Source organism: Aeribacillus sp. SP014 (genome assembly GCF_054055575.1).
This window is the reverse complement of record NZ_JBSRXI010000001.1, coordinates 3,354,053-3,375,686: the sequence shown is the minus strand read 5'-3', so window position 1 is coordinate 3,375,686 and position 21,634 is coordinate 3,354,053. Positions and strand designations below refer to the sequence as shown.

The 21,634-nt window shown below is 38.9% G+C and carries 25 protein-coding genes, 1 pseudogene, 1 riboswitch and 1 other annotated feature (1 of these 28 only partly in view); of the genes and pseudogenes, 16 read left to right on the top strand and 10 right to left on the bottom strand.

What is annotated here, in order from left to right:
• Positions 1-5 precede the first annotated feature (5 nt).
• Together menB and ACVIJU_RS16515 are read left to right on the top strand one after the other, a co-directional pair.
• Positions 6-824 carry a 1,4-dihydroxy-2-naphthoyl-CoA synthase gene (gene menB, locus ACVIJU_RS16520; protein WP_063386561.1) on the top strand — a complete coding sequence of 273 codons (819 nt, stop codon included), beginning with the start codon at positions 6-8 and terminating at the stop codon, positions 822-824.
• 67 nt (positions 825-891) lie between these two features.
• A complete protein-coding gene (locus ACVIJU_RS16515) occupies positions 892-2,346 on the top strand; it encodes an o-succinylbenzoate--CoA ligase (protein WP_063386562.1) in 1,455 nt (484 codons plus the stop codon).
• A gap of 7 nt (positions 2,347-2,353) precedes the next feature.
• Here the strand turns inward: ACVIJU_RS16515 and ACVIJU_RS16510 are convergent, their stop codons facing one another.
• Positions 2,354-2,542 carry a hypothetical protein gene (locus ACVIJU_RS16510; protein ID WP_063386563.1) on the bottom strand — a complete coding sequence of 63 codons (189 nt, stop codon included), beginning with the start codon at positions 2,540-2,542 and terminating at the stop codon, positions 2,354-2,356.
• 58 nt (positions 2,543-2,600) lie between these two features.
• Positions 2,601-2,834 (bottom strand): membrane protein insertion efficiency factor YidD, encoded by a 234-nt coding sequence (gene yidD / locus ACVIJU_RS16505; protein ID WP_375338802.1) that lies wholly within the window; start codon positions 2,832-2,834, stop codon positions 2,601-2,603.
• Between the two features lie 118 nt (positions 2,835-2,952).
• Between yidD and ACVIJU_RS16500 the strand changes: the two genes are divergently transcribed.
• From ACVIJU_RS16500 to ytkD, 4 genes are all read left to right on the top strand, one after another.
• Entirely contained in the window at positions 2,953-3,426 is a 474-nt protein-coding gene (locus ACVIJU_RS16500) for an S-ribosylhomocysteine lyase (protein WP_063386565.1), read from the top strand.
• Positions 3,427-3,522: 96 nt separating this feature from the next.
• Positions 3,523-3,966: a Dps family protein gene (locus ACVIJU_RS16495; RefSeq protein ID WP_063386566.1), complete on the top strand. Its 444-nt coding sequence runs from the start codon at positions 3,523-3,525 to the stop codon at positions 3,964-3,966.
• A 94-nt stretch (positions 3,967-4,060) separates the two neighbouring features.
• A complete protein-coding gene (locus ACVIJU_RS16490; RefSeq protein ID WP_063386567.1) occupies positions 4,061-4,387 on the top strand; it encodes a hypothetical protein in 327 nt (108 codons plus the stop codon).
• 65 nt (positions 4,388-4,452) lie between these two features.
• The gene (gene ytkD / locus ACVIJU_RS16485) at positions 4,453-4,926 is read left to right on the top strand and encodes an RNA deprotection pyrophosphohydrolase (protein ID WP_063386568.1); all 474 of its coding nucleotides are present in this window, start codon (positions 4,453-4,455) and stop codon (positions 4,924-4,926) included.
• 161 nt (positions 4,927-5,087) lie between these two features.
• Here ytkD and ACVIJU_RS16480 read toward each other — a convergent pair whose 3' ends face one another.
• Genes ACVIJU_RS16480 through ACVIJU_RS16470 form a run of 3 tightly spaced genes read right to left on the bottom strand, consistent with a single transcriptional unit; the run spans position 5,088 to position 7,680 of the window.
• Positions 5,088-5,894 carry an ABC transporter permease gene (locus ACVIJU_RS16480; protein ID WP_063386569.1) on the bottom strand — a complete coding sequence of 269 codons (807 nt, stop codon included), beginning with the start codon at positions 5,892-5,894 and terminating at the stop codon, positions 5,088-5,090.
• Positions 5,872-6,651: an ABC transporter ATP-binding protein gene (locus ACVIJU_RS16475; protein WP_063386570.1), complete on the bottom strand. Its 780-nt coding sequence runs from the start codon at positions 6,649-6,651 to the stop codon at positions 5,872-5,874. Before ACVIJU_RS16475 ends, ACVIJU_RS16480 begins: the two co-directional genes overlap by 23 nt.
• Before the next feature lie 45 nt (positions 6,652-6,696).
• On the bottom strand, positions 6,697-7,680 hold the full coding sequence (locus ACVIJU_RS16470; RefSeq protein WP_063386571.1) for an ABC transporter substrate-binding protein: 984 nt from the start codon (positions 7,678-7,680) through the stop codon (positions 6,697-6,699).
• Positions 7,681-7,799: 119 nt separating this feature from the next.
• Between ACVIJU_RS16470 and ACVIJU_RS16465 the strand changes: the two genes are divergently transcribed.
• From ACVIJU_RS16465 to ACVIJU_RS16450, 4 genes and pseudogenes are all read left to right on the top strand, one after another.
• Positions 7,800-8,582 (top strand): alpha/beta hydrolase family protein, encoded by a 783-nt coding sequence (locus tag ACVIJU_RS16465; protein WP_063386572.1) that lies wholly within the window; start codon positions 7,800-7,802, stop codon positions 8,580-8,582.
• A 64-nt stretch (positions 8,583-8,646) separates the two neighbouring features.
• A complete protein-coding gene (locus ACVIJU_RS16460) occupies positions 8,647-8,889 on the top strand; it encodes a DUF2584 domain-containing protein (protein ID WP_063386573.1) in 243 nt (80 codons plus the stop codon).
• Positions 8,890-9,172: 283 nt separating this feature from the next.
• On the top strand, positions 9,173-9,355 hold the full coding sequence (locus tag ACVIJU_RS16455; RefSeq protein WP_063386574.1) for a transposase: 183 nt from the start codon (positions 9,173-9,175) through the stop codon (positions 9,353-9,355).
• Positions 9,301-10,114, top strand: a pseudogene (locus tag ACVIJU_RS16450) (IS3 family transposase); the annotation flags it as partial. The gene ACVIJU_RS16455 and the pseudogene ACVIJU_RS16450, both read left to right, overlap by 55 nt.
• 74 nt (positions 10,115-10,188) lie before the next feature.
• Here ACVIJU_RS16450 and pckA read toward each other — a convergent pair.
• On the bottom strand, positions 10,189-11,778 hold the full coding sequence (gene pckA / locus ACVIJU_RS16445) for a phosphoenolpyruvate carboxykinase (ATP) (protein WP_063386648.1): 1,590 nt from the start codon (positions 11,776-11,778) through the stop codon (positions 10,189-10,191).
• Between the two features lie 268 nt (positions 11,779-12,046).
• Positions 12,047-12,238: riboswitch (SAM riboswitch) on the top strand.
• 205 nt (positions 12,239-12,443) lie between these two features.
• Between pckA and metK the strand changes: the two genes are divergently transcribed.
• On the top strand, positions 12,444-13,649 hold the full coding sequence (metK, locus tag ACVIJU_RS16440; RefSeq protein ID WP_063386575.1) for a methionine adenosyltransferase: 1,206 nt from the start codon (positions 12,444-12,446) through the stop codon (positions 13,647-13,649).
• A 49-nt stretch (positions 13,650-13,698) separates the two neighbouring features.
• Here metK and ACVIJU_RS16435 read toward each other — a convergent pair whose 3' ends face one another.
• Both ACVIJU_RS16435 and ACVIJU_RS16430 read right to left on the bottom strand, forming a co-directional pair.
• On the bottom strand, positions 13,699-14,229 hold the full coding sequence (locus tag ACVIJU_RS16435; protein WP_066249451.1) for a phosphatase PAP2 family protein: 531 nt from the start codon (positions 14,227-14,229) through the stop codon (positions 13,699-13,701).
• 171 nt (positions 14,230-14,400) lie between these two features.
• Positions 14,401-14,928, bottom strand: coding sequence for a gamma carbonic anhydrase (locus tag ACVIJU_RS16430; RefSeq protein WP_063386577.1), 528 nt, complete (start codon positions 14,926-14,928; stop codon positions 14,401-14,403).
• A gap of 68 nt (positions 14,929-14,996) precedes the next feature.
• Here ACVIJU_RS16430 and ACVIJU_RS16425 point away from each other — a divergent pair, with 68 nt between their 5' ends.
• Entirely contained in the window at positions 14,997-15,776 is a 780-nt protein-coding gene (locus ACVIJU_RS16425; protein ID WP_327855804.1) for an alpha/beta hydrolase, read from the top strand.
• A gap of 36 nt (positions 15,777-15,812) precedes the next feature.
• Positions 15,813-16,892, top strand: coding sequence for a tetraprenyl-beta-curcumene synthase family protein (locus tag ACVIJU_RS16420; protein ID WP_063386578.1), 1,080 nt, complete (start codon positions 15,813-15,815; stop codon positions 16,890-16,892).
• A 31-nt stretch (positions 16,893-16,923) separates the two neighbouring features.
• Here ACVIJU_RS16420 and ACVIJU_RS16415 read toward each other — a convergent pair whose 3' ends face one another.
• Entirely contained in the window at positions 16,924-17,499 is a 576-nt protein-coding gene (locus ACVIJU_RS16415; RefSeq protein WP_063386579.1) for a class I SAM-dependent methyltransferase, read from the bottom strand.
• Positions 17,496-18,461, bottom strand: a complete 966-nt coding sequence (locus ACVIJU_RS16410) for a TIGR01212 family radical SAM protein (RefSeq protein ID WP_063386580.1) — start codon at positions 18,459-18,461, stop codon at positions 17,496-17,498. The genes ACVIJU_RS16415 and ACVIJU_RS16410 overlap by 4 nt, the downstream gene beginning before the upstream one ends.
• A 159-nt stretch (positions 18,462-18,620) precedes the next feature.
• Between ACVIJU_RS16410 and ACVIJU_RS16405 the strand changes: the two genes are divergently transcribed.
• From ACVIJU_RS16405 to ACVIJU_RS16395, 3 genes are all read left to right on the top strand, one after another.
• Positions 18,621-18,884: a YtzC family protein gene (locus ACVIJU_RS16405; RefSeq protein ID WP_063386581.1), complete on the top strand. Its 264-nt coding sequence runs from the start codon at positions 18,621-18,623 to the stop codon at positions 18,882-18,884.
• A gap of 455 nt (positions 18,885-19,339) precedes the next feature.
• Entirely contained in the window at positions 19,340-19,729 is a 390-nt protein-coding gene (locus ACVIJU_RS16400; RefSeq protein WP_063386582.1) for a GntR family transcriptional regulator, read from the top strand.
• Positions 19,730-20,204: 475 nt separating this feature from the next.
• The gene (locus tag ACVIJU_RS16395) at positions 20,205-21,356 is read left to right on the top strand and encodes a diglucosyl diacylglycerol synthase (protein ID WP_063386583.1); all 1,152 of its coding nucleotides are present in this window, start codon (positions 20,205-20,207) and stop codon (positions 21,354-21,356) included.
• A gap of 89 nt (positions 21,357-21,445) precedes the next feature.
• Positions 21,446-21,634: a binding site (T-box leader), on the top strand (it continues 32 nt past the right edge of the window).

The following is a 21,634-nucleotide window of genomic DNA, read 5'->3' as shown; positions in this document are numbered from 1 at the left end:
TAAAAATGGGATTTCCTTGGGTAAAAGAACGAGAATATGATGAAATCATTTATGAAACGTACAATGGGATAGCAAAAATTACGATGAATCGTCCTCATGTACATAATGCATTCACACCAAAAACGGTCGCGGAAATGATCGATGCTTTTTCCTATGCGCGGGACGATGATAAAATTGGTGTAATTATTTTGACAGGTGCTGGTGATAAAGCGTTTTGCTCAGGCGGAGATCAAAAAGTGCGGGGGCATGGCGGATACGTAGGTGATGATAAAATTCCTAGATTAAACGTTTTGGATTTGCAACGACTTATTCGGGTGATTCCAAAACCGGTTATTGCGATGGTGAACGGATATGCAATTGGAGGAGGACATGTTCTGCATGTCGTGTGTGATTTAACGATCGCATCAGAGAATGCAATTTTCGGACAAACAGGCCCAAAAGTTGGAAGCTTTGATGCGGGATATGGAGTGGGACTGCTTGCCCGGCTTGTTGGTACGAAAAGAGCTCGTGAAATATGGTATTTATGCCGTCAATATAATGCGCAGGAAGCTTATGAGATGGGCTTAGTCAACAAAGTTGTCCCATTAGAGCAGCTTGAAGAGGAAACTGTCAAATGGTGTGAAGAAATTTTGGAAAAAAGTCCAACTGCTATTCGCTTCTTGAAAGCTGCATTTAATGCAGATACAGATGGTCTCGCCGGTCTCCAACAATTTGCGGGGGATGCGACATTATTGTATTATACAACAGATGAAGCGAAAGAAGGACGAGATGCATTTAAAGAGAAAAGAAAACCTGATTTCAAACAATTCCCGCGTTTCCCATAAAAAGTACAAGCAGCTTGATGGCGATGCATCGAGCTGCTTTATTGTGCAATAATCGAGGTGTCAAGACATGAGTGCAAATCGAAATGAAACACCGAATTGGCTTAAACAGCGAGCTTTTTTGACTCCGAACCGATTGGCCATTCGTTATGAGGGGAAAAATTATTCATTTTTGGACTTGCATCAGCTTGTTGAAAAAAGAGCAAGACAGCTGCATCAAATAGATATCAAGCGTGGAGATACAGTCGGGCTTTTAATGAAAAACAGCTTAGAAATGGTCATTAATATTCATGCTTTAATGTATCTCGGTGCAGTCAATGTTCTTTTGAATACTAGACTAACAGCTGAAGAATTATTATGGCAAATAAATGATGCGAATATAAAATGCGTTATCTGTGATGATGAATTATCGGTTCATTTTCCCGGTAAAAAAGTTATGACATTATCAGAGTTGAAGCTTTGTGATGAAAAGGAAGCAGCATTAGATGACAGCTTTATTTTAGATGACGTGGCAACGATTATGTATACGTCTGGAACAACAGGAAAACCGAAAGGTGTTCAGCAAACATTTGGGAATCATTGGTGGAGTGCGATCGGTTCTGTGCTGAATCTTGGACTGAAGGACGGCGATTGCTGGCTTTTGGCAGTTCCTCTTTTTCATATAAGCGGACTGTCAATTTTGATGCGCAGCGTCATTTATGGAATCGGAATTGTTCTCCATTCTTCATTTTCAGCGAAAGAAGCAAACAGAGCGATCAAAAATGAAGGAGTTACGATTGCTTCCGTCGTTACGGCCATGCTGAATGACATGCTGCAGGAATTAGGAAGTGACACGTATCCGAAATCGTTTCGCTGCATGCTTTTAGGAGGAGGTCCTGCCCCGCGGCCGATTCTTGAACAATGCCGTGAAAAAGAAATTCCCGTTTTTCAAACATATGGGATGACGGAAACGTGTTCGCAAATTGCCACATTAGCCCCTGAATTTTGCTTTTCAAAACTCGGATCTGCGGGAAAACCGTTGTTTCCAGCTCAAATTCGGATCGTAGCAGACGGCAGGGACTGCTCCCCTAATGAAGAGGGAGAAATTGTAGTAAAAGGACCGAATGTTACACCGGGGTATTTACATCGTCCAGACGCAACAAACGAAGCTATACGTGACGGCTGGTTTTATACTGGAGATTTAGGCTATCTGGATGAAGAAGGATTTTTATATGTATTGGACCGCCGATCCGATTTAATTGTTTCGGGAGGAGAAAACATTTATCCGGCGGAGGTTGAAGCAGTTATTTTGTCGCATCCTTCCGTAAAAGATGTAGGAGTGGTAGGAAAAGAAAATAAAAAATGGGGAAAAGTTCCCCATGCTTTTGTCGTCCGAAGCGAAGAGGTGTCTGAAGAAGAATTAAGGCAATTTTGTTTGAAAAAGCTGGCAAAATACAAAGTTCCAAAAGGATTTACATTTGTTGAATCTCTGCCACGAAATGCATCTAAAAAGCTGCTCAGGAGAAAACTAAAAGAATGGCTGTAGTTTTTGGCTATTCATGATCGACAGTTAAAATATCATATTGGCTAATATGCAATAAGTGGTGGATTTCGTTTGGCAAATGTTCGAACGAGCCGTATTCATAGCTCCACAAATTTAAAAAAGAACAAACAGAAGAATGGAACGTCTCTTCTGTTGCATTATTCACTTCATGTTTAAATTGAGCGATCATATTTTCCATATCTTTTGCTCCCCTTTAGCTTTATTTGATAATTGTAGTATTTTGCATTATTTTTCATTTATTCACTCGTTTTTTTATTTATATCTTTTTCAATTTCCGGGACAGGGTCAAATCCTCCCGGGTGAAACGGGTGGCATTTCAAGATTCGTTTTACTGTCAGAAAGCCGCCTTTGACAGCTCCGAAACGCTTCACTGCTTCAAGCCCGTATTCAGAGCATGTTGGGTAAAAGCGGCATGAAGGCGGCTTTAACGGGGAGATAAAGATTTGATAAAAACGGATAAGGGCGATCATGACAGATTTCACAGCAAGCACCTCTTTTTTCTGGAATCTTGACAACATTTTAACATAAATGTATGTTATAAAATTTTGTGTTAAAATGGAAACTAAGAAAATGTAAGGAGTGATGGGAATGCCTTCAGTGGAGAGTTTTGAACTGGATCATACAAAAGTGCAAGCACCGTATGTCAGACATTGCGGAGTACATAAAGTCGGCACGGATGGAGTAGTTAACAAATTTGATATCCGCTTCTGCCAGCCGAATAAGCAGGCAATGAAACCGGATGCTATTCACACATTGGAGCATCTTCTGGCATTTACAATTCGCAAATATGCGGAAAAATATGATCACTTTGATATCATTGATATTTCTCCAATGGGGTGTCAAACAGGCTTTTATTTAGTCGTTAGCGGGGAACCGACCGTAAAAGAAATCATTGATTTATTGGAAGAGACAATGAAAGATGCTGTAGAGCAGACAGAAGTGCCTGCCGCAAACGAACTGCAATGCGGCCAAGCGAAGCTTCATGATTTAGAAGGCGCCAAAAAGCTCATGGAATATTGGCTAAAGCATAGTAAAGAGGATTTGGAAAAAGTGTTCAGCTAACAGCTACACGCAATGATGCAACTTTTTTTATAGTTTTAAGAGTGCAAAAAAGGGGTACTGTATAACTAAAAGATTAAATAAAAAGGAGATGGGATTATGTCTAAACAAGATTTATTTCAAATCGTAAATAAACAAATTGCGGATTGGACGGTACTTTATGTAAAATTACATAACTTTCATTGGAATGTAAAAGGAGACCAATTTTTCGTTCTCCATGAAAAATTTGAAGAGCTGTACAATGAAGCTGCAGGTTATATTGACGAATTAGCGGAAAGACTTTTAGCTTTGGGCGCTAAACCTGTTGCTACGATTAGAGAAAGCCTAGAAATCTCCTCTATTAAAGAAGCAGAAGGCGTTGAAACTGCAGAACAAATGGTGCAGGCAGTTGTTGACGACTTTTCCGCCATCATTCAAGATTTGGACAAAGGAATCAAAGTTGCTGAAGAAGTGAATGACGAAGCAACTGGTGACATGCTTCTCGATATTAAAGTGAATCTTGAAAAACATAACTGGATGTTAAAGTCATTCCTTGGAAAATAATTATATCCTTCCTCTTTTGGCTGCGTTAGGCAGCCTTTTTTTATAAATATTTTTCTTTGATAAGGCAATACTTAAAAAGAGGAGGGGGATATAAATGTCCGAAAATCCAAAAAAAACCTATTATATATCAGTAGCTAGCGGTGAGATTTCCCAAAGCAGAGAAGCATCTCCGTGGGATTTTCAAATTTCTGCCAATGATGAGGAAATTACGGAGTTACGGGAGTATTTCGATCAGATTCATTCTACCAGCTGGCAAAATTTCTTCCGGGCGCATGTTCCGTATATACAGTATCATTATGACAAGGAAAATGATGCGATTGATGCTTTAACAAAAAAAGTATATGAATTCATTTATAAGCATGGCGACGAAGAAGCTAGAAAACATATTGCTTCAATGGGTCTTATGCATAATCAAGAATAAGTTATACAATCCTCTTTTCCATATGTTATGATGAAAACAGATAAATGGGAGTAGAGGGATTGATTATGTTTTATTTTAAAGATTTTTACGGCAATGATGTATACCTGTCTTTCCGTCAACACCCTTTTTCTGTTTACCCGAAGCATGTTTGGGTCATCTGCCGATATGAAAACAAATGGCTTTTAACTTTACATGAAGACCGGGGCTACGAGTTTCCAGGAGGAAAAGTCGAGAACGGCGAAAAGCCGGTTGAAGCTGCTGTCCGGGAAGTGAGGGAAGAAACGGGAGGAATTGTCCAAGATATCGTATATATTGGGCAATATAAGGTTATAGGAAAAGAGAAAACGATTGTGAAAAATATTTATTATGCGGAAATTGAGAGGCTCGAAAAACAGAGCACGTATTTTGAAACGTTAGGTCCAGTCCTGCTTGCGGACTTGCCTGAAAAAATTGAGGACGATCATCGCTTTAGCTTTATTATGAAAGATGATGTTCTAAAACGAAGCTTGGAAAAAATTTATGCCGATTACATAAAATAGCTTTTAAATTCCTGAAAGTCGGTTTAGAAATTGTTTAAGGGGGTGTCTAGTAAGTCGTTTTTACGGCTTATTGACGCCCCCATTAATGTGTTAGAAACGTTGATATATCGGTGTTTATGATTTTTTGTTTTCAATGGCGATTTGACTTTCTTGACAGCCTCTTATTGGCTTTTGATTAATGTTTTTTCAATTAGTTCGACAATTTTGTACATGATCGTTGCAAAGATGGCAATGATAACTAGGCTTAACAGCACAAGGGTAAAATTAAAAACTTGGAACCCGTAAATAATCATATAGCCTAATCCTTTAGCTGAAACGAGAAATTCTCCGACGATCACACCCACCCAAGATAACCCGACATTGACTTTCAAAGTAGAAATAATGGTTGGAAAAGATGACGGCAGGATCGCCTCTCTGAACACGTGCTTTTTGCCTGCCCCAAATGTTTGCAGCACTTTTATATAATTCGGATCCACTTCTTTAAAGGAAGTATAGACTACAATTGTAGTAATAATAACCGAAATGATTGTTCCCATCGCGATAATTGAGGTAAATCCGGGCCCAAGTACAACGATGAAAATCGGCCCAAGAGCTACTTTCGGCATTGCGTTTAAAACCACTAAATACGGATCTAATATTTTAGACAGCCTTGGAAACCACCATAATAGAGCAGCAAGTAATGTCCCGAATAATGTCCCAAAAATAAACCCCAAGACCGTTTCAAAAAGCGTCACGTTCAAATTGGCAAGTAATGTACCGTCCTGCAGTTTTTCAACAAATAAGTGAAAAATTTTTGTCGGCGAACTGAATATGAGCGGGTCTATCCATTTTTGGCTGGATGACACCTCCCATATGAGAAAAAAAGAAATAAAAATTAAGATTTGATAAAAGGTAATCCATTTCTTTTCTTTATGCAATCTTTGCAAATATTGTTTATGGAGGAGATCAATTGTTGTTGTTTGTTTCAAGCTGATCTAACTCCTTCCAGATTAAGTCAAAAAGTGAAGTATACGTTGGATGCTGCCTTGTTTTAAACGGGGATGTATCCCGCAATTCTTTTGGGACAGTAAATATTTTGGCAATTTTGCCAGGCCTTTTGGATAGCAGGACAATCCGATCGCTCATGGCGATTGCTTCCCCAATATCATGCGTGACTAGAATGGCTGTTTTTTTAAAATCCTTTAATGTTTGAAAGACTAAGTCTTCAAGCTTTAATTTCGTTTGATAATCGAGGGCGGAAAAAGGTTCATCCAATAGCAGCATTTTCGGATCTGTAGAAAGAGTGCGGACTAAAGCGGCTCTTTGTCTCATTCCGCCTGATAATTGATTCGGATATAGCTTTTCTACATTTTCGAGACCCATTTGGTGCAGAAGCTGAAATGTCCGCTTTTTCTCATTTTCATTCAGTTTGTTCAATAATTTTAATCCAATTAAAATATTTTCCTCTATCGTTTTCCATGGAAATAAATAATCTTGTTGCAGCATATAACCGACAGACGGTGTTGCGGAAGATATTTGCATACCGTTCAAAATAACTTGCCCTTCTGTCGGTTTCATGATACCTGCAATGATGGAAAGCAGCGTTGTTTTGCCGCAGCCGCTTGGACCTAGAAAGGATATAAATTCCCCTTCCTCTACTTCCAAATGGATATCCTCCAAAGCAGTCGTTGCCGATTTTTTTGTAAAATAAGTATGGCTGACATGATCGATCGTTAAAAATGACAATCTCCTCCCCCCCTTGTCGATAAATGTACTCCTTTTGAAACAACATTATTTTGCCACTTCGTTTGCTATGGACGTGTTGACTAATAGTTCATAATCAATTTTCTCCGGCAGTTCTCCTGCTTCTTCCATAATTTTTTGCAAATTGTTCCATTCGTCCTCATCTAACAGCGGGGTTTTTGCATAGGATCCTTGGCTTTTATAACGGTCAATGGAAGATATTAAAATATCGATCGGCGTATCTTTAAATTGCGGCGCTATCGTTTCGGCAATTGTTTCGGCGTCATGTTCTTCCACCCATTTTTGCGCTTTGTAGAGCGCTTTTGTGAATTTTTTCACCGTTTTATCATTTTTCTTAATATAGCTTTCTTTTGCCATAAATGTTGTATAAGGAACTTTGCCCGATTCCTTACCGAAGGATGCGATAATGTGACCTTTTCCTTCTTTTTCAAAAATACTTGCGGTTGGCTCAAACAGTTGAACATATTCGCCTGTACCGGAAGCAAAAGCATTTGCAATATTCGCAAAGTCGATGTTTTGGATAAGGTTTAAATCTTGATGCGGATCGATGTTATGCTTTTTCAGCACAAATTCCCCTACCATTTGCGGCATGCCGCCTTTACGCTGTCCTAAAAAAGTGCTTCCTTTTAAATCTTCCCATTGAAAATCATCCAACTTGGCTCTGGAGACAAGGAAAGTGCCGTCCGTTTCGGTCAGCTGGGCGAAGTTAATGACTGGGTCATTTGCTTCTTGGGCATATACGTAAATGGACGTTTCCGAACCGACAAGACCGATATCAGCGCCGTTTGATAAAATGGCGGTCATTGTTTTATCTCCGCCCCAAGTAGTTTTTAATTCTACGTCCAGTCCTTCTTCTTTGAAAAATTCTTTTTCAATGGCTACGTACAATGGTGCGTAAAAAACAGAATGAGTGACTTCCGCCAGCCGAATTTTTTCCACTCCTCCGCCGCAGGCTGAAAGAGGTATGATGAAAAGGATCACCAATACGATGGAAGCAAGCCTTTTTTTCATGTGAAATCCTCCCTAATGATGTTCATATTAAAGGAAAAATGTTTAAATATATTTATCTAGGATAAAGTATGAAAAAAAAATATAATGTGTGATTGCCTACCTAAATGGAGGTTGAAAAGATGCTGAGAAACGGAGAAATAGTTGACAAACAAATTTTCCCATCACCGAACCCTTCGATTAAGCTTTCCATCGTGACATATATTTCTGAAGGACTAAAAGTGAAAGGTCTGTTAGCAGAACCTGTTCAAGAAGGTGTTTATGATGGCTTTTTATATTTGCGCGGAGGGATTAAAAATGTTGGTATGGTCCGGGCAGGAAGAATTATACAATTTGCATCAAAAGGCTTTATCGTGATGGCTCCCTTTTATCGAGGAAATTTAGGAGGAGAAGGGAATGAAGATTTTGCGGGGAATGATCGTTTTGATGCGGTCAATGCATTCTATTTGTTGATGAAACATCCGCAAGTGAATCCGGATCGCATTCACGTTTTTGGCTTTTCAAGGGGAGGAGTCATGGCCTTGCTTACTGGGATTATATGCTCAAATGTTCGATCTGTTGTAAGCTGGGGCGGGGTGTCTGATATGTTTTTAACTTATGAGGAGAGAAAGGACTTAAGAAGGATGATGAAAAGAGTTATTGGAGGGACACCGAAGAAATATCCTGACCGCTATAAATGGCGGACACCGTTGTATTACCTTGAAAAAATGCAAGCACCCGTTTTAATCATTCATGGGGGAAAAGATGAAAACGTGTCAATTGAACATGCATATCGATTGGAAAGAAGGCTGAAAGAATTGGGAAAGCAAGTGGAAAGCTGGTATTTCCAACATTTTAGTCATCATTTTCCGCCTCGGCATAACCGGATGGTTTTAGAACGAATGATAAAATGGATGAAAAATTGACCATTATATTTTTCATATGATACATACTAAAAAATGATCGATCAAATGAAAGGGGATTGGAGAAATGGGCATGCCGCTTGAATTAAATACGATGATTATTACAAAAGGGAAGGAAAAGCGGATAGAGGAAAACGTATTTCAGCTTGTCAAAGATGGCTATCGCCTTTATCCTATGAATATTCCTTTGGAAGTTCGAAAAACGTTGATAAGCGATCCTACAGGAACAGCTGAAATTATTAAATTGGAATGGGCTGATAACAAAACCGTGCTTACTTATAATCTCACTTCATTGTACTCAACCAATTAACCGTCATCATATTTCCGTTCATTTGCTGAACGGATTGTGGAAGGAGGAATTTGCTTAATTTTTTCGAGTACGGCTTCCATTTGTCTTATCATAAAAAATCGCGTAACCCCTTTTTCATAAAAGTTCGTTGAAAAAGGGGTTTTCGTCTAAAAATCTGCGTTGCCGATTTGTTTTGCCAAACCACATAAAAATATTAAAAGGCTATCGACAAAGTGATATGCTCCCCTTAAGGTAGACAGATTAAAATATAAAAAATCTGTTTTACCTTAGGGGGAGTTTTTCTATGTATAAGCAATATACAACAGAGCTCAAACTTGAAGTTTTACTTGCATATGAAAACCGAGAATGTACTATTCAAGAGCTTTGTAAAAGGTATCAAATTACTAAATATTCTTTAAGGCAATGGATAAAGACAAACGAGGAAGAAAAAAAGAAGAAGCAGAGTTATCTCCAGAAGAGAAAATGAAACTGGAGATGAAAAAGTTAGAAAGAGAAAATGAGCGCTTACGTGCGGAGAATCTATTTTTAAAAAAGTTAGAGGAAATCGAAAGGAGGTGAAAGTAAACCAAATCCGTTTTGAAGACAAGTATATCGCAATCCGGGAACTTCATGAGAAAGAAAACTAAGCATAATCTTATATGTGAAATCGCCGGTATTTCACGAGCTGCTTACTATAAGTGGTTAAAACGTTTTCCCTCAACATGTTGCAGAAAATATATTGAATCGTGAATTTACAGCGGAAAAGCCAAGTGAAAAATGGGTAGCTGATGTCACAGAATTAAAATAGGTTCATCAAAGAGAGCCTATTTAAGTGCTATTCTTGATCTATATGATGGATCAATTGTGAGCGATGTTTTAGGACATTCCAATCATCATCATCTTGTATTCAAAACGTTGGATCAAGCCACCGTACTTTTAAAAGGAGAGCATCCACTTATTCATAGTGACCGTGGGTTCCAATATACCTCTCATGGTTTTAAACGTAGGATAGAACAAGCAGGGATGACACAAAGTATGTCAAGAGTAGGCAGATGCATTGATAATGGGCCAATGGTATCTTTTTGGGGAACGCTTTAAATGCGAGAAGTATTATTTACATAAGTATCAGACATTTAAAGAATTAGCTCTTGTGATGGATGAGTACAACCGCTTTTATCATTATGAAAGGTATCAAAAAAGATTAAGCGGCTTTAGCCCCATGGAATATAGAGCTAAAGCCGCTTAGGTATATTTTTATTATTTCTACAGTCTACTTGACAGGGGACAGTTCAAAGCTGTAGCCGAAAGTAAGTAATTTTTTTATATGATTGGACCGCCAAGTTCTTCAATTTCCTTCGGAACGTTCGAGAATTTTTTGAAGTTCTCTTTGAATGCTTTTGCTAATTCATACGCTTTTTGTTCATAAGCGTTTTTATCACTCCATGTTTTAATAGGCTGTAAAACTTCATCAGGCACTCCTGGAACATGAGCAGGAATCGCCAGCCCGAAAATAGGGTCTTTTACAGTTTCCACCTCATCGAGTTCGCCTTCCAATGCTGCCTGAACCATGGCTCTTGTATAAGCAAGTTTAATTCGTTTTCCTACTCCGTATTCTCCGCCGGTCCACCCTGTATTGACTAAAAATACTTTCACATCATGTTCTTCGATTTTTCTTCCGAGCATTTCAGAGTATCTTGTAGCTGGAAGCGGAAGAAATGGTGCGCCAAAGCATGTGGAGAACGTTGTTTTAGGGGAAGTAATACCCCTTTCCGTTCCAGCAAGCTTGCTCGTATAACCGCTTAAGAAATGATACATAGCCTGTTCTTTCGTTAATTTGCTTATTGGCGGCAGAACACCGAACGCATCAGCTGTTAAAAAAATAATTGTGTTAGGGTGACCCGCAATGCTCGGTTTAGCAATATTGTCAATCGCTTCAATTGGATAAGCCGCACGGGTGTTTTCTGTTAATAAGGAGTTGTCATAATCAGGAATTCGTGTCGATTCATCAACCACAACGTTTTCCAAAACGGAACCGAATCGAATCGCGTTATAAATTTGAGGTTCTTTTTCTTCAGACAAACCGATGCATTTTGCATAACAGCCGCCTTCAATATTAAAAATACCAGATGAAGACCAGCCGTGTTCATCATCACCAATTAATCGGCGTTTTGGATCGGCGGAAAGTGTTGTTTTGCCTGTTCCCGATAAACCGAAAAAGAGCGCGACATCGCCTTCTTGACCGACATTGGCGGAGCAGTGCATTGAAAATATATCTCTTTCTGGAAGCAGGAAGTTCATGACGGAAAAGATAGACTTTTTCATCTCGCCTGCATATTCAGTTCCGCCGATCAGGATTATTCTCTTTTCAAAAGAAATAATGATAAATGCTTCTGAGTTCGTTCCATCCACAGCTGGATCTGCTTTAAAGGAAGGAGCGGAAACAATCGTAAACGGATTTTTATGCTCCTTTAAATCGTCTTGGCTTTTCGGACGGATAAACAGTTGGCGAGCAAATAAATTTTGCCACGCCAATTCATTGACCACTTGAATTGGAAGACGATATTTTTTGTCAGCTCCGGCAAATCCGTTAAAAACATAAATTTCATCTCTATTTTTTAAATATTGTATGACTTTTAAGTACAGTTTTTCAAAAACTTCTGATGAAATTGGCTTGTTGACGGGTCCCCAATCAATTAAATGCTTGACAGAATCTTCTTCAACGATGAATTTATCTTCTGGTGACCGGCCGGTATATTTGCCTGTTGTAACCGAAACTGCACCTGTATTTGTTAAAAAGCCTTCTTTCCTAGCTAAAACTTTTTCTACAAGCCGTGCGACTGGTAAATTATGATATGCATTTGGTCCGCTGATCAACGAAGCTAATTCATTTGATACATCTACAATATTCATATACATACCATCCTTTTTTTGCATATTTGAAATGGTTTTATAGAAATAGTATAACACATTCACGAAAATAATCCATCCTATTTATCGATTTCTGAAAATAATGTTTTTACTATATATTTTGCCTTCATTTTTGGGCATCATACGAATCATGATTGATCAGCTGATACTGAAATAATGGATATCAGATGATTTGGAAAATTACAGAGAAGCTTTATTTATTGTTGACAAGTACTTTTTTGCTCCTGTATGATATACATTTGAACGGATACTCTTATCCCGAGTTGGCGGAGGGACAGGCCCTATGAAGCCCAGCAACCGGCTCGTTGAAAGAAGACAGTAGAATATGGCTTTCAAAATCCCGGTATTCTATGGACATACAACATGATGCGAAAGAATTCCATATTCATAGACGAGCAATGGTGCTAACCTGATGCAAGGTTATATCCTTGAACGATAAGAGTGAAAGGCAATGATGTTTATAACAACCTTTCCTCTGGCAGGGAAGGTTTTTTCTATGTATAAGAGAAATCTCGTTTAGCCAAGTTTTTCTTATCGTACGCAATTTTGATATGTTTACAACAGTGGTGAGGGAATGAGTTCCGTGTCAATGTCAAGGAGTGTAGCACTCCATAAACATCATTTTAAGTTTGAGGAGGAAGCAGTAAATGACAAAAAAGCGCCGTCTGTTTACATCTGAATCCGTAACGGAAGGGCATCCGGACAAAATTTGCGACCAAATTTCAGATGCGATTTTAGATGCCATTTTAGAAAAAGATCCGAACGCACGTGTAGCTTGCGAAACATCTGTCACCACCGGACTTGTATTAGTCAGTGGAGAAATTACGACAAGCACGTATGTGGATATACCAAAAATTGTGCGAGAAACGGTCAAAGAGATCGGCTATACGAGAGCTAAATACGGTTTTGATGCTGAAACTTGTGCTGTTTTAACATCAATTGATGAGCAATCACCCGATATTGCTGCAGGGGTGGATAAAGCTTTAGAAGCGCGAGAAGGACAAATGACTGATGAAGAAATTGAAGCGATTGGCGCTGGAGATCAAGGGTTAATGTTCGGTTTTGCATGCAATGAAACGAAGGAATTAATGCCTCTCCCGATTTCCATTGCCCATAAGCTTTCACGCCGGCTTACAGAAGTTAGAAAAAGCGAAGAAATTCCTTATTTGCGTCCGGACGGAAAGACGCAAGTTACGGTAGAATATGATGAAAATGAACAGCCGGTTAGAATTGACACAATTGTCATATCGACTCAACACCATCCGGAGGCAACTTTAGAACAAATTAAGCAGGATATTAAAGAAAAAGTAATTGATCCGGTTGTGCCAAAAGAACTGATCGATGAAGAAACAAAATATTTCATCAACCCTACCGGACGTTTCGTTATTGGCGGACCACAAGGAGATGCAGGATTAACGGGACGAAAAATCATTGTCGATACTTACGGAGGCTATGCGCGCCATGGCGGAGGAGCTTTCTCAGGAAAAGATCCGACGAAGGTAGACCGATCTGCAGCTTATGCGGCTCGTTATGTAGCGAAAAATATTGTCGCAGCCGGACTTGCAGACAAATGCGAGGTTCAGCTGGCCTATGCAATTGGTGTGGCGAAACCTGTCTCTATTTCTGTTGATACGTTCGGTACTGGCAAAGTAAGCGAAGATGTTTTAGTTGAATTAATTCGCAATAACTTTGATTTGCGCCCAGCTGGCATTATAAAAATGCTTGACTTGCGCCGCCCGATTTACAAACAGACAGCTGCTTACGGTCATTTCGGACGCAACGATCTAGATTTGCCATGGGAACGCACAGATAAAGCGGAAGCTTTGCGCGAACAGGCTCATCAATATTTGTAAAATAAAAAAGGTGTCCAATGCGATGCATGCATTAGACACCTTTTTGCTTTTATGGTCCGAATGCGACAAAACAGATGGTGCCTGCTGAAGCTCCTAGAACTATTCCCGCCAGCACATCTGAAGGGTAGTGTAGGCCAAGAAAAATTCTTGATAGTGCCACACTGAATGCGAGAGGAAGCAAAATCCATGTTAAGGCTGGAAAAAAGAGCAAAAATGGTGTTGCCACTGAAAATACAGCTGTCGTATGTCCAGAAGGAAATGAATGGTCAGTTAACGGATTTTCTAACACTTTTGTTTCAAATAATGTAAGATAAGGCCGTCTGCGTGGATAAATTCTTTTCACAATGAAAACCGGAATATGACTGAAAAAAAGTGCAGCTGAACTTGCCAAGGCAACAGTTTTTACAGGTTCATTAAAAAATAACATCAGCATTAAACATGTTGCAATTGAAAAAACAGCCCCTCCTAAATGAGTAATATACCGAAAATAAACATTCAGTCCTTTTCGTTCAAAATGCGAATTAATCAGTTTGAACAACTTGCACTCAAATTGGTAAAGCTGATTCAGCAGTCTGCCCATGTTAAAGTTCCTCTTTTCAAAAAGCAAAAATTCTTAAAAAAATTTTCTCTCATATTTATGTAAACTTCAACAAATCTAATAAAAATTTTACAAAATTTTAAAAATACATGAAGCTGCCCGGTAAAGAATGACATTTGAAAGAGAAAGTTTTAAAATGTTTTTATAAGCAATTTATATGTTGTTCATACGAGCAATATTTTTATAATATTGAGCTTTTTCGATATACTCGCGACGGATGCGTTCCATATCTTGAAGATCTTCTTCTGTTAATTCTCTAATCACTTTGGCGGGTCTTCCGAATGCTAAAGTTTTCTCAGGTATCTTTTTGCCTGGCGGGACAAGACTGCCTGCACCGATAAAAGCGCCTTTTCCGATTTCTGCTCCATCCAGAATAATCGAACCCATTCCAATTAGAGCTCCTTTCCGCACAATCGCACTATGGAGCAGAACTTGATGGCCGACGGTTACATCATCTTCAATAATTAACGGTTTATTTGGGCTCTGGTGCAGACAGCATTGGTCTTGAATATTGACCCGATTTCCAATAATAGTTGGGGCAACGTCACCGCGAATAACCGTCTGAAACCAAATGCTTGATTCATCTCCTATTTGAACATCGCCGGTGATTGTGACAAAATCAGCTATATAAGCCGAATCGCTAATTATAGGTTTTTTGTCTTTATATGGATAAATAACCATGGGAACCATCCTTTTCTTTTTTTCATATTATAACAAATTTTCCGTCATGTTCGGAAAGGAGTTAACTTATGTGGAAATGGGTAAGTTCTAGTCCTAAAGCTGCGATTGTCATCATTCATGGAGCTGGAGAACATCATGGACGTTACAAATGGCTGATAAAAAAGTGGCAAACAAACGGGTACCATGTTGTCATGGGGGATTTGCCAGGACAAGGAAATTCATCCTCCAGACGGGGACATGTCCAATCGTTTGATGAATATATTGATGAAGTTGACCGTTGGATCAGGGAGGCTCAATCTTTCCAATTGCCGCTTTTTTTGCTGGGGCATAGCATGGGCGGTTTAATAGCCATACGTACGCTGCAGAGAAATAAAATTCCGTTAAACGGGGTCATTTTATCTTCGCCATGTTTAGGAATTTTGCAAAAACCGAGTAAAGCGCTCGATCTTTTGGCAAAAGGATTAAATATTTTCGCGCCTAGGGTACGCTTTGATTCCGGTTTGACAGTTGAGATGGCAACGAGAAATAAGGAAATTCAAGACATAAACAGAAACGACTCCCTTTACGTAAGAAAAGTTTCTGTGCGCTGGTACAGAGAGCTTCTTCATGCTATTGAACTAGCATTTCAGCAGCTTCCGCAGTTTCCAGATGTCCCTCTTTTCGTCATGCAGGGAGGAGAAGACAAAATTGTTGATAAATCAGCAGTTCAAAAATGGTATAGTCAGTTGAATCTCACGGAAAAGAGCTATAAAGAATGGGAAGGACTATATCACGAAATTTTTAATGAACCGGAAAGAGAACTTGTTTTTCAAGATGCGTTGAGATTTACAGAAAGCCATTTAACATAAACACTGGAATTTTACAATGAAGAGGTGAGTTGATCTTTGAGTATACCTGAACACCCTATCAGCCTTATGTCAAGAGTTTATAGGGAAATTCTTCCGACCGTCCATTATTACTTAGATGGGTGGAAAAAAAAGGCTGAGGAAATACCGAATCCTGAATTGAGAAAGCAGGCGCTTGCAAGCATAAATACGAAAGCATTTCATTGCGAAGGAGGAAGCATTTTAGCGCTTTTGTCGAACTCTCATATAGAGGAATGCATAGAGTTTATCGTTGCTTATCAAACGATTAGCGATTACTTGGATAATTTATGCGACAGAAGCACTTCTTTTGATCCGGAAGATTTCCGCATGCTGCACCAATCAATGAAGGATGCGCTGTCGATTCATGCAGAATTAAAAAATTACTACCAATTTCGTGAGGACCAAGATGATGGCGGATATTTAAAAGAGCTTGTCATGACATGCCAAAGAATGCTGAGCCAATTGGAGAACTATCCGGTTATAGCTGGCTATTTGATGGAGCTTTGCGAATATTATTGTGAACTGCAAGTACATAAGCATGTAATAGAAGAGGAAAGAGTGCCAAGGCTAGTACAGTGGTTCGAACAATATAAATCTTCCCTCCCGGATATGCGGTGGTATGAATTTTCTGCCTGCGCTGGATCGACATTGGGCATTTTTTGTTTAGTCGCCTATGCATTTCAGCCCAGCTTTAACGAAGCGATTGCCAAAAAAATTAAAGACGGTTACTTTCCATATGTGCAAGGGCTTCATATTTTATTGGATTACTTTATTGATCAAGAGGAGGATCAATTGGAGGGCGATTTAAATTTTTGCAGTTTTTATGAAAGCACATCAGAAATGATGGAACGATTAGCTCATTTTGTACATGAAGCGGACAAAAATTTAAAAGGTATTCCGAACGAAAATTTTCATAAATTAATTAACCGCGGATTGCTCGGCATTTATTTATCTGATGACAAAGTATTAGTACATAAAGATTTAGGAAAGCTGGCTAAAAAATTAATAAAAAAAGGAGGAACAACCTCCGTTTTCTTTTATGTGAATGCTAGGGCATATCGAACGTTCCGAAAATGGAATTTGATTAAATCTTCTTGATGGATAAAGCTAGCCGGGATATTATTCCCGGCTATTTTGCTTTTTCGATTGCTACAATAAACGGAGGGGAATTTTTTTGGTTTAAAAACCGGTATTCAAGTACATGAGCAGTATGTTGATCGATTTGTTCGGCAAATTTAAGAAGCTCATCTCTCTCACGTTTTCCTTCCGGATGGCCGTGATAAACGACCAGCACGATCATTCCACCGGGTCTTAATATGGATAAAAGCTGCTTTACTGCTTCAATAGTTGATTCTGGTTTTGTCACAATGTTTTTTTGGCCACCGGGCAAATAACCGAGATTAAACATCGCACCGGCGATATGATTGTGATGTTTTTTCGGAATCGTATTGAAAATGTCATCATGACTGGAATGAAACAAAGTAACACGGTCGATTAAACCGGATTCCTTCAACCGTTTTTCTGTCTCTTCAAGCGCTTGTTTTTGAATATCATATCCAAACACATGACCTTGTTCGCCAACGAGTTGTGCTAAAAAGACGGTATCATGTCCGTTCCCGACTGTTGCATCAATAACGATATCGCCGTTTTGGACAGCGGAAGCCATCAATTTTTTTGCAAATGGAAGAATGCGAATGAGGTTCATTTTGACATCACTCGATCTTTTGTATAATACTTCCCTTGGTAGCTGTTTCGTTTTTCGAGTTCGGCATCAATGGCATTCAGCACTTCCCATTTGTTAACGCTCCACATCGGCCCTATCATTAAATCGATCGGACCGTCGCCTGTAATGCGATGAACGATCATTTCGGGAGGCAGTACCTCTAGCTGATCGCAAACTAATTGTACATATTCATCAAAGGATAAAAAGCGCACCATCCCTTTTTCATATTGCTTAACCATCGGTGTACCTTTTAACAAATGGAGCAGATGAATTTTAATTCCTTGAACATCCAGCTTAGCAACTTCTTTTGCAGTTTCCATCATCATATCGTACGTTTCAAGCGGAAGACCGTTTATGATGTGTGTGCAAACTCGGATTCCGTGCTTTCTGAGCTTGTTAACTCCTTCCACATAACATTCATAATCGTGCGCACGGTTAATTAAATCAGCGGTCCGCTGGTGAACGGTTTGCAATCCTAATTCAACCCAAAGATATGTCCTCTCATTTAATTCCGCCAAATAATCAACAACATCGTCAGGCAAACAGTCAGGCCTTGTAGCAATGGACAAACCGACAACTCCTTCGAGACCTAATACCGTTTCATATTTCTCACGAAGAACTTCCACGGGTGCATGAGTGTTTGTAAATGCCTGAAAGTAAGCAATATACTTTCCGTTTTTCCATTTCTCATGCATTTTGCTTCTAATGTCGTGAAATTGCGTAACAAGATCATCAGCTCTGTTTCCGGCAAAATCGCCCGACCCTGCGGCACTGCAAAACGTACACCCGCCATGTGCTACCGTACCGTCGCGGTTTGGACAGTCAAATCCTCCGTCTAAAGCAACTTTAAACACTTTATCTCCAAATGTATTTCGTAAATGGTAATTCCATGTATGATACCGTTTGTTGTCATTCGTATACGGAAATGGATTGTGGTTCGCCAATTCCTACTCCTCCTGTTTCGATATACTATCAAGACATTTTACCATGATTGCCAAACCAATCTCAAATAAGAATTTACCAGCTTTTTTCATGATGGAGCTTGCAGAAATAGCGAAAAATACAGTTGATGAAGAAAATTCTTCATCAAGGAGGGGATTTGTTTGGCTACTAGACAATCCGTGGAAGAGTGCATTCAACATTGCCAGCAAGCATTGGAATATGCAAATGAGCAATATATTGAAGGGCTGAAACAGGAGCATTACAATGATGAAGAATATACAAATGCACAGCAAAAGCTTCAAGATGCACTTGCAGAAGTGGAAAAACTCAGTTTAAGCGCAAATGACCAGCAGCGGGAGCAGCTTCACCGCATGCGCCTTCAACTGCAGCACCTTCAAAATGAGATGATTTTGCTCGATCATTAAAATTCCAGGGCAAAGCCTGATTGTAGGCTTGCCCTTTAATTGCAATTATGATTTTTCATTTATTCTTTAGCCGATTTGATCTTATATATAAATTTGCATAAGGAAAGAATGGTTTTTGGAATAAAAACGAAAATATAGAATAAAAATATCTTTCAACAGATTGCGCAATTACCGATATAAAAGCTCGGCTCAATGCGAATGAACGATTACATTTTAAAACAAAATCGGGATCAGTTTGTTGAACATCAGTCAAACTTCTAGCAAAAGCTGCTATACGACTATGTACATCATAATTTTTCCCTAAGATCAAGAGCCCCCGAACGAGTGAAATCATTCAGTGTTTTTTATATGCGGAATCAGAAAATGTTGATTGCATCTTTTCTGTATTATGTGTACTATATAATGTAGTACACATAATACAAAAGAGTCCTTTTTGTAAGAAAGAAGGGTATTTGATGTTTGAAATTGACCCGAGAAGTGCCACTCCGATATATGAGCAGATCATAAAAAAAATGAAAGAACTATGTATCAAAGGTGTGTTAAAGCCTGGCGATAAACTGCCCTCTGTAAGAGAGATGTCTTCCATGATTATCGCTAATCCTAACACGGTTTCAAAGGCTTATAAAGAGCTGGAAAGAGAAGGCTTGATTGAAACGCTGAGAGGACGGGGGACATTTGTATCGAAAATGGTGCAGAAAAAGCTGGATGAAGAGAAAATTGAAATGATTAAAGAGGAGCTGCGGCAAATTATGATCGACGCATTTTATGCAGGAATCAGCTTTGAACAAATATATCAATGGATGAAAGACATGAATAACGAATTTGCCAATGCTTTTCATAAATAAAGTTTAGCAAAAAAAAGTATTTGAACCTCTGCAGCGTGAGTTTCAGCTTGTTTGGCTAAAACGGTTCAGAAAAGATAAAGGAAAAACTTTGTTCGGAGGGCATATCTTATTCTTCTCGGTGTTATTCATGCAGTTTTGGCTGCCCATTAGCTAGGTAAAAAATCCCCGGAAAAATGACATAAATTCAATTAAACCAATGCGTATCGGTAAGTTTCTTGTATGAACCATGCGAGTAAACGGGCAGAATTATTTTTTGTTGGAACCATTAAAAAATCCCAATCCATATATTTGTCATTTTAGCTATTGCAACCAACAAAAAACGAAAATTTCCAGTGAAATGTAAATGTAATAAAATAATAAAGGATTCTTAATTTTTTTCTCCTAAAATTATAAAAGGAAATATACATTTAAAGTGAAACTATTTTGATTTTAGTTCGTTCTAATTGTTGAGCTGCTTTAAGTTGAGGTGAATAAAATGTTAAAAGACCCAAAGATATTAATATTAACGGCAAATTACGGAAACGGTCATATCCAAGTTGCTAAAACATTGGAGCAGTCTTTGCATAAGATGGGAATCAACAACGTAAAAGTTTCTGATTTAATTAGCGAGTCTCATCCAATTATGGCGGAAATTACAAGATATTTATATTTGAAAAGTTTTTCCATCGGTAAGCAATTTTATCGGTTATTTTATTATAGTGTGGACAAAATGTCTAACAAACGCATTATGAATTTGTATTTGAAGCTTGGACACCGCAAATTGAATCAGCTAGTAAGGGAGATAAATCCTGACATCATCATTAATACATTTCCTATTTCCGTTGTGCCTGAATATCGCACGCGGACAGGCGTGTTCATCCCGACATTTAATGTGCTGACCGATTTTTGTCTTCACCGAGTATGGGTTCATAAAAACATTGATAAATATTATGTTTCGTGCGACGATGTGAAGGAAAAACTGACAATGCTCAACATCCATCCAGCGCTTGTCAAAGTAACCGGAATTCCTATTCGGCCGCAGTTTGAAGAAAAAATGGAAACGATCGATTTATATAAAAAATACAATTTGGATCCGAACAAGAAAACTTTGTTAATTGCTACAGGCGCTCATGGAGTTTTAAAAAATGTAAAAGATTTGTGTGAATCATTTTTTACACGAGATGACATGCAAATAGTCGTTGTATGCGGAAATAACCAATCGCTGAAAGATGAGCTTGAACCGCTTCAGTATATTCACCCGGATCGAATAAAAGTTTTTGGCTATGTCGAAAGAATCGACGAGCTCTTTCGCATTTGTTCCTGCATGATAACAAAGCCTGGAGGGATTACTCTCAGCGAGGCGGCCGCATTAAAAGTTCCGCTTATTCTCTATAAACCTGTTCCGGGGCAGGAAAGGGAGAATGCCGATTTGTTTGCAGCAAAAGGGGCGGCGGTTGTCATCAATAAGCTTGAAAAAGTTCAAGAGACGGTCAATGATTTATTTAACCACCCTGAAAAAATGGAAAAAATGAAAATGAGCATTGCTGAATTATATAGACCAAACGCTGCTGACACGATCTTGCAGGACATTTTAAATGAAGCAGAAATGCTGCTTGATTCAAGCTTGAAAGGGTCTGTCAATTATTAATTATTAGACTGAAATCCAAATTTTTCGACATTGACTTGCATGAACTCATAAAATTCATTAAAATAACAATATGATAAGTGGATGAAAAAGCAAGAACGGTGAAAAGGATCAGTAGTGGATAAAGGCGTCTAGAGAGTTGACGGAAGGTGAAAGTCAATCGTTGTTTATTCACGAACTCCCCTTTGAGTTGCGGGTGTGAAATGTATTCCGGTACAGACTAATGCCCGACGTGTTTCCACGTTACGGAACAGAGTGAGTGCATTTGCGCTAATTTGGGT

Bases quoted from the DNA above. Each gene is read 5' to 3' on its own strand.
- menB (WP_063386561.1), top strand. From the start codon at position 6: ATGGGATTTCCTTGGGTAAAAGAACGAGAATATGATGAAATCATTTAT.
- ACVIJU_RS16515 (WP_063386562.1), top strand. From the start codon at position 892: ATGAGTGCAAATCGAAATGAAACACCGAATTGGCTTAAACAGCGAGCT.
- ACVIJU_RS16510 (WP_063386563.1), bottom strand. From the start codon at position 2,542: ATGGAAAATATGATCGCTCAATTTAAACATGAAGTGAATAATGCAACA.
- yidD (WP_375338802.1), bottom strand. From the start codon at position 2,834: ATGATCGCCCTTATCCGTTTTTATCAAATCTTTATCTCCCCGTTAAAG.
- ACVIJU_RS16500 (WP_063386565.1), top strand. From the start codon at position 2,953: ATGCCTTCAGTGGAGAGTTTTGAACTGGATCATACAAAAGTGCAAGCA.
- ACVIJU_RS16495 (WP_063386566.1), top strand. From the start codon at position 3,523: ATGTCTAAACAAGATTTATTTCAAATCGTAAATAAACAAATTGCGGAT.
- ACVIJU_RS16490 (WP_063386567.1), top strand. From the start codon at position 4,061: ATGTCCGAAAATCCAAAAAAAACCTATTATATATCAGTAGCTAGCGGT.
- ytkD (WP_063386568.1), top strand. From the start codon at position 4,453: ATGTTTTATTTTAAAGATTTTTACGGCAATGATGTATACCTGTCTTTC.
- ACVIJU_RS16470 (WP_063386571.1), bottom strand. From the start codon at position 7,680: ATGAAAAAAAGGCTTGCTTCCATCGTATTGGTGATCCTTTTCATCATA.
- ACVIJU_RS16465 (WP_063386572.1), top strand. From the start codon at position 7,800: ATGCTGAGAAACGGAGAAATAGTTGACAAACAAATTTTCCCATCACCG.
- ACVIJU_RS16460 (WP_063386573.1), top strand. From the start codon at position 8,647: ATGGGCATGCCGCTTGAATTAAATACGATGATTATTACAAAAGGGAAG.
- ACVIJU_RS16455 (WP_063386574.1), top strand. From the start codon at position 9,173: ATGTATAAGCAATATACAACAGAGCTCAAACTTGAAGTTTTACTTGCA.
- pckA (WP_063386648.1), bottom strand. From the start codon at position 11,778: ATGAATATTGTAGATGTATCAAATGAATTAGCTTCGTTGATCAGCGGA.
- metK (WP_063386575.1), top strand. From the start codon at position 12,444: ATGACAAAAAAGCGCCGTCTGTTTACATCTGAATCCGTAACGGAAGGG.
- ACVIJU_RS16435 (WP_066249451.1), bottom strand. From the start codon at position 14,229: ATGGGCAGACTGCTGAATCAGCTTTACCAATTTGAGTGCAAGTTGTTC.
- ACVIJU_RS16430 (WP_063386577.1), bottom strand. From the start codon at position 14,928: ATGGTTATTTATCCATATAAAGACAAAAAACCTATAATTAGCGATTCG.
- ACVIJU_RS16425 (WP_327855804.1), top strand. From the start codon at position 14,997: ATGTGGAAATGGGTAAGTTCTAGTCCTAAAGCTGCGATTGTCATCATT.
- ACVIJU_RS16415 (WP_063386579.1), bottom strand. From the start codon at position 17,499: ATGAACCTCATTCGCATTCTTCCATTTGCAAAAAAATTGATGGCTTCC.
- ACVIJU_RS16400 (WP_063386582.1), top strand. From the start codon at position 19,340: ATGTTTGAAATTGACCCGAGAAGTGCCACTCCGATATATGAGCAGATC.
- ACVIJU_RS16395 (WP_063386583.1), top strand. From the start codon at position 20,205: ATGTTAAAAGACCCAAAGATATTAATATTAACGGCAAATTACGGAAAC.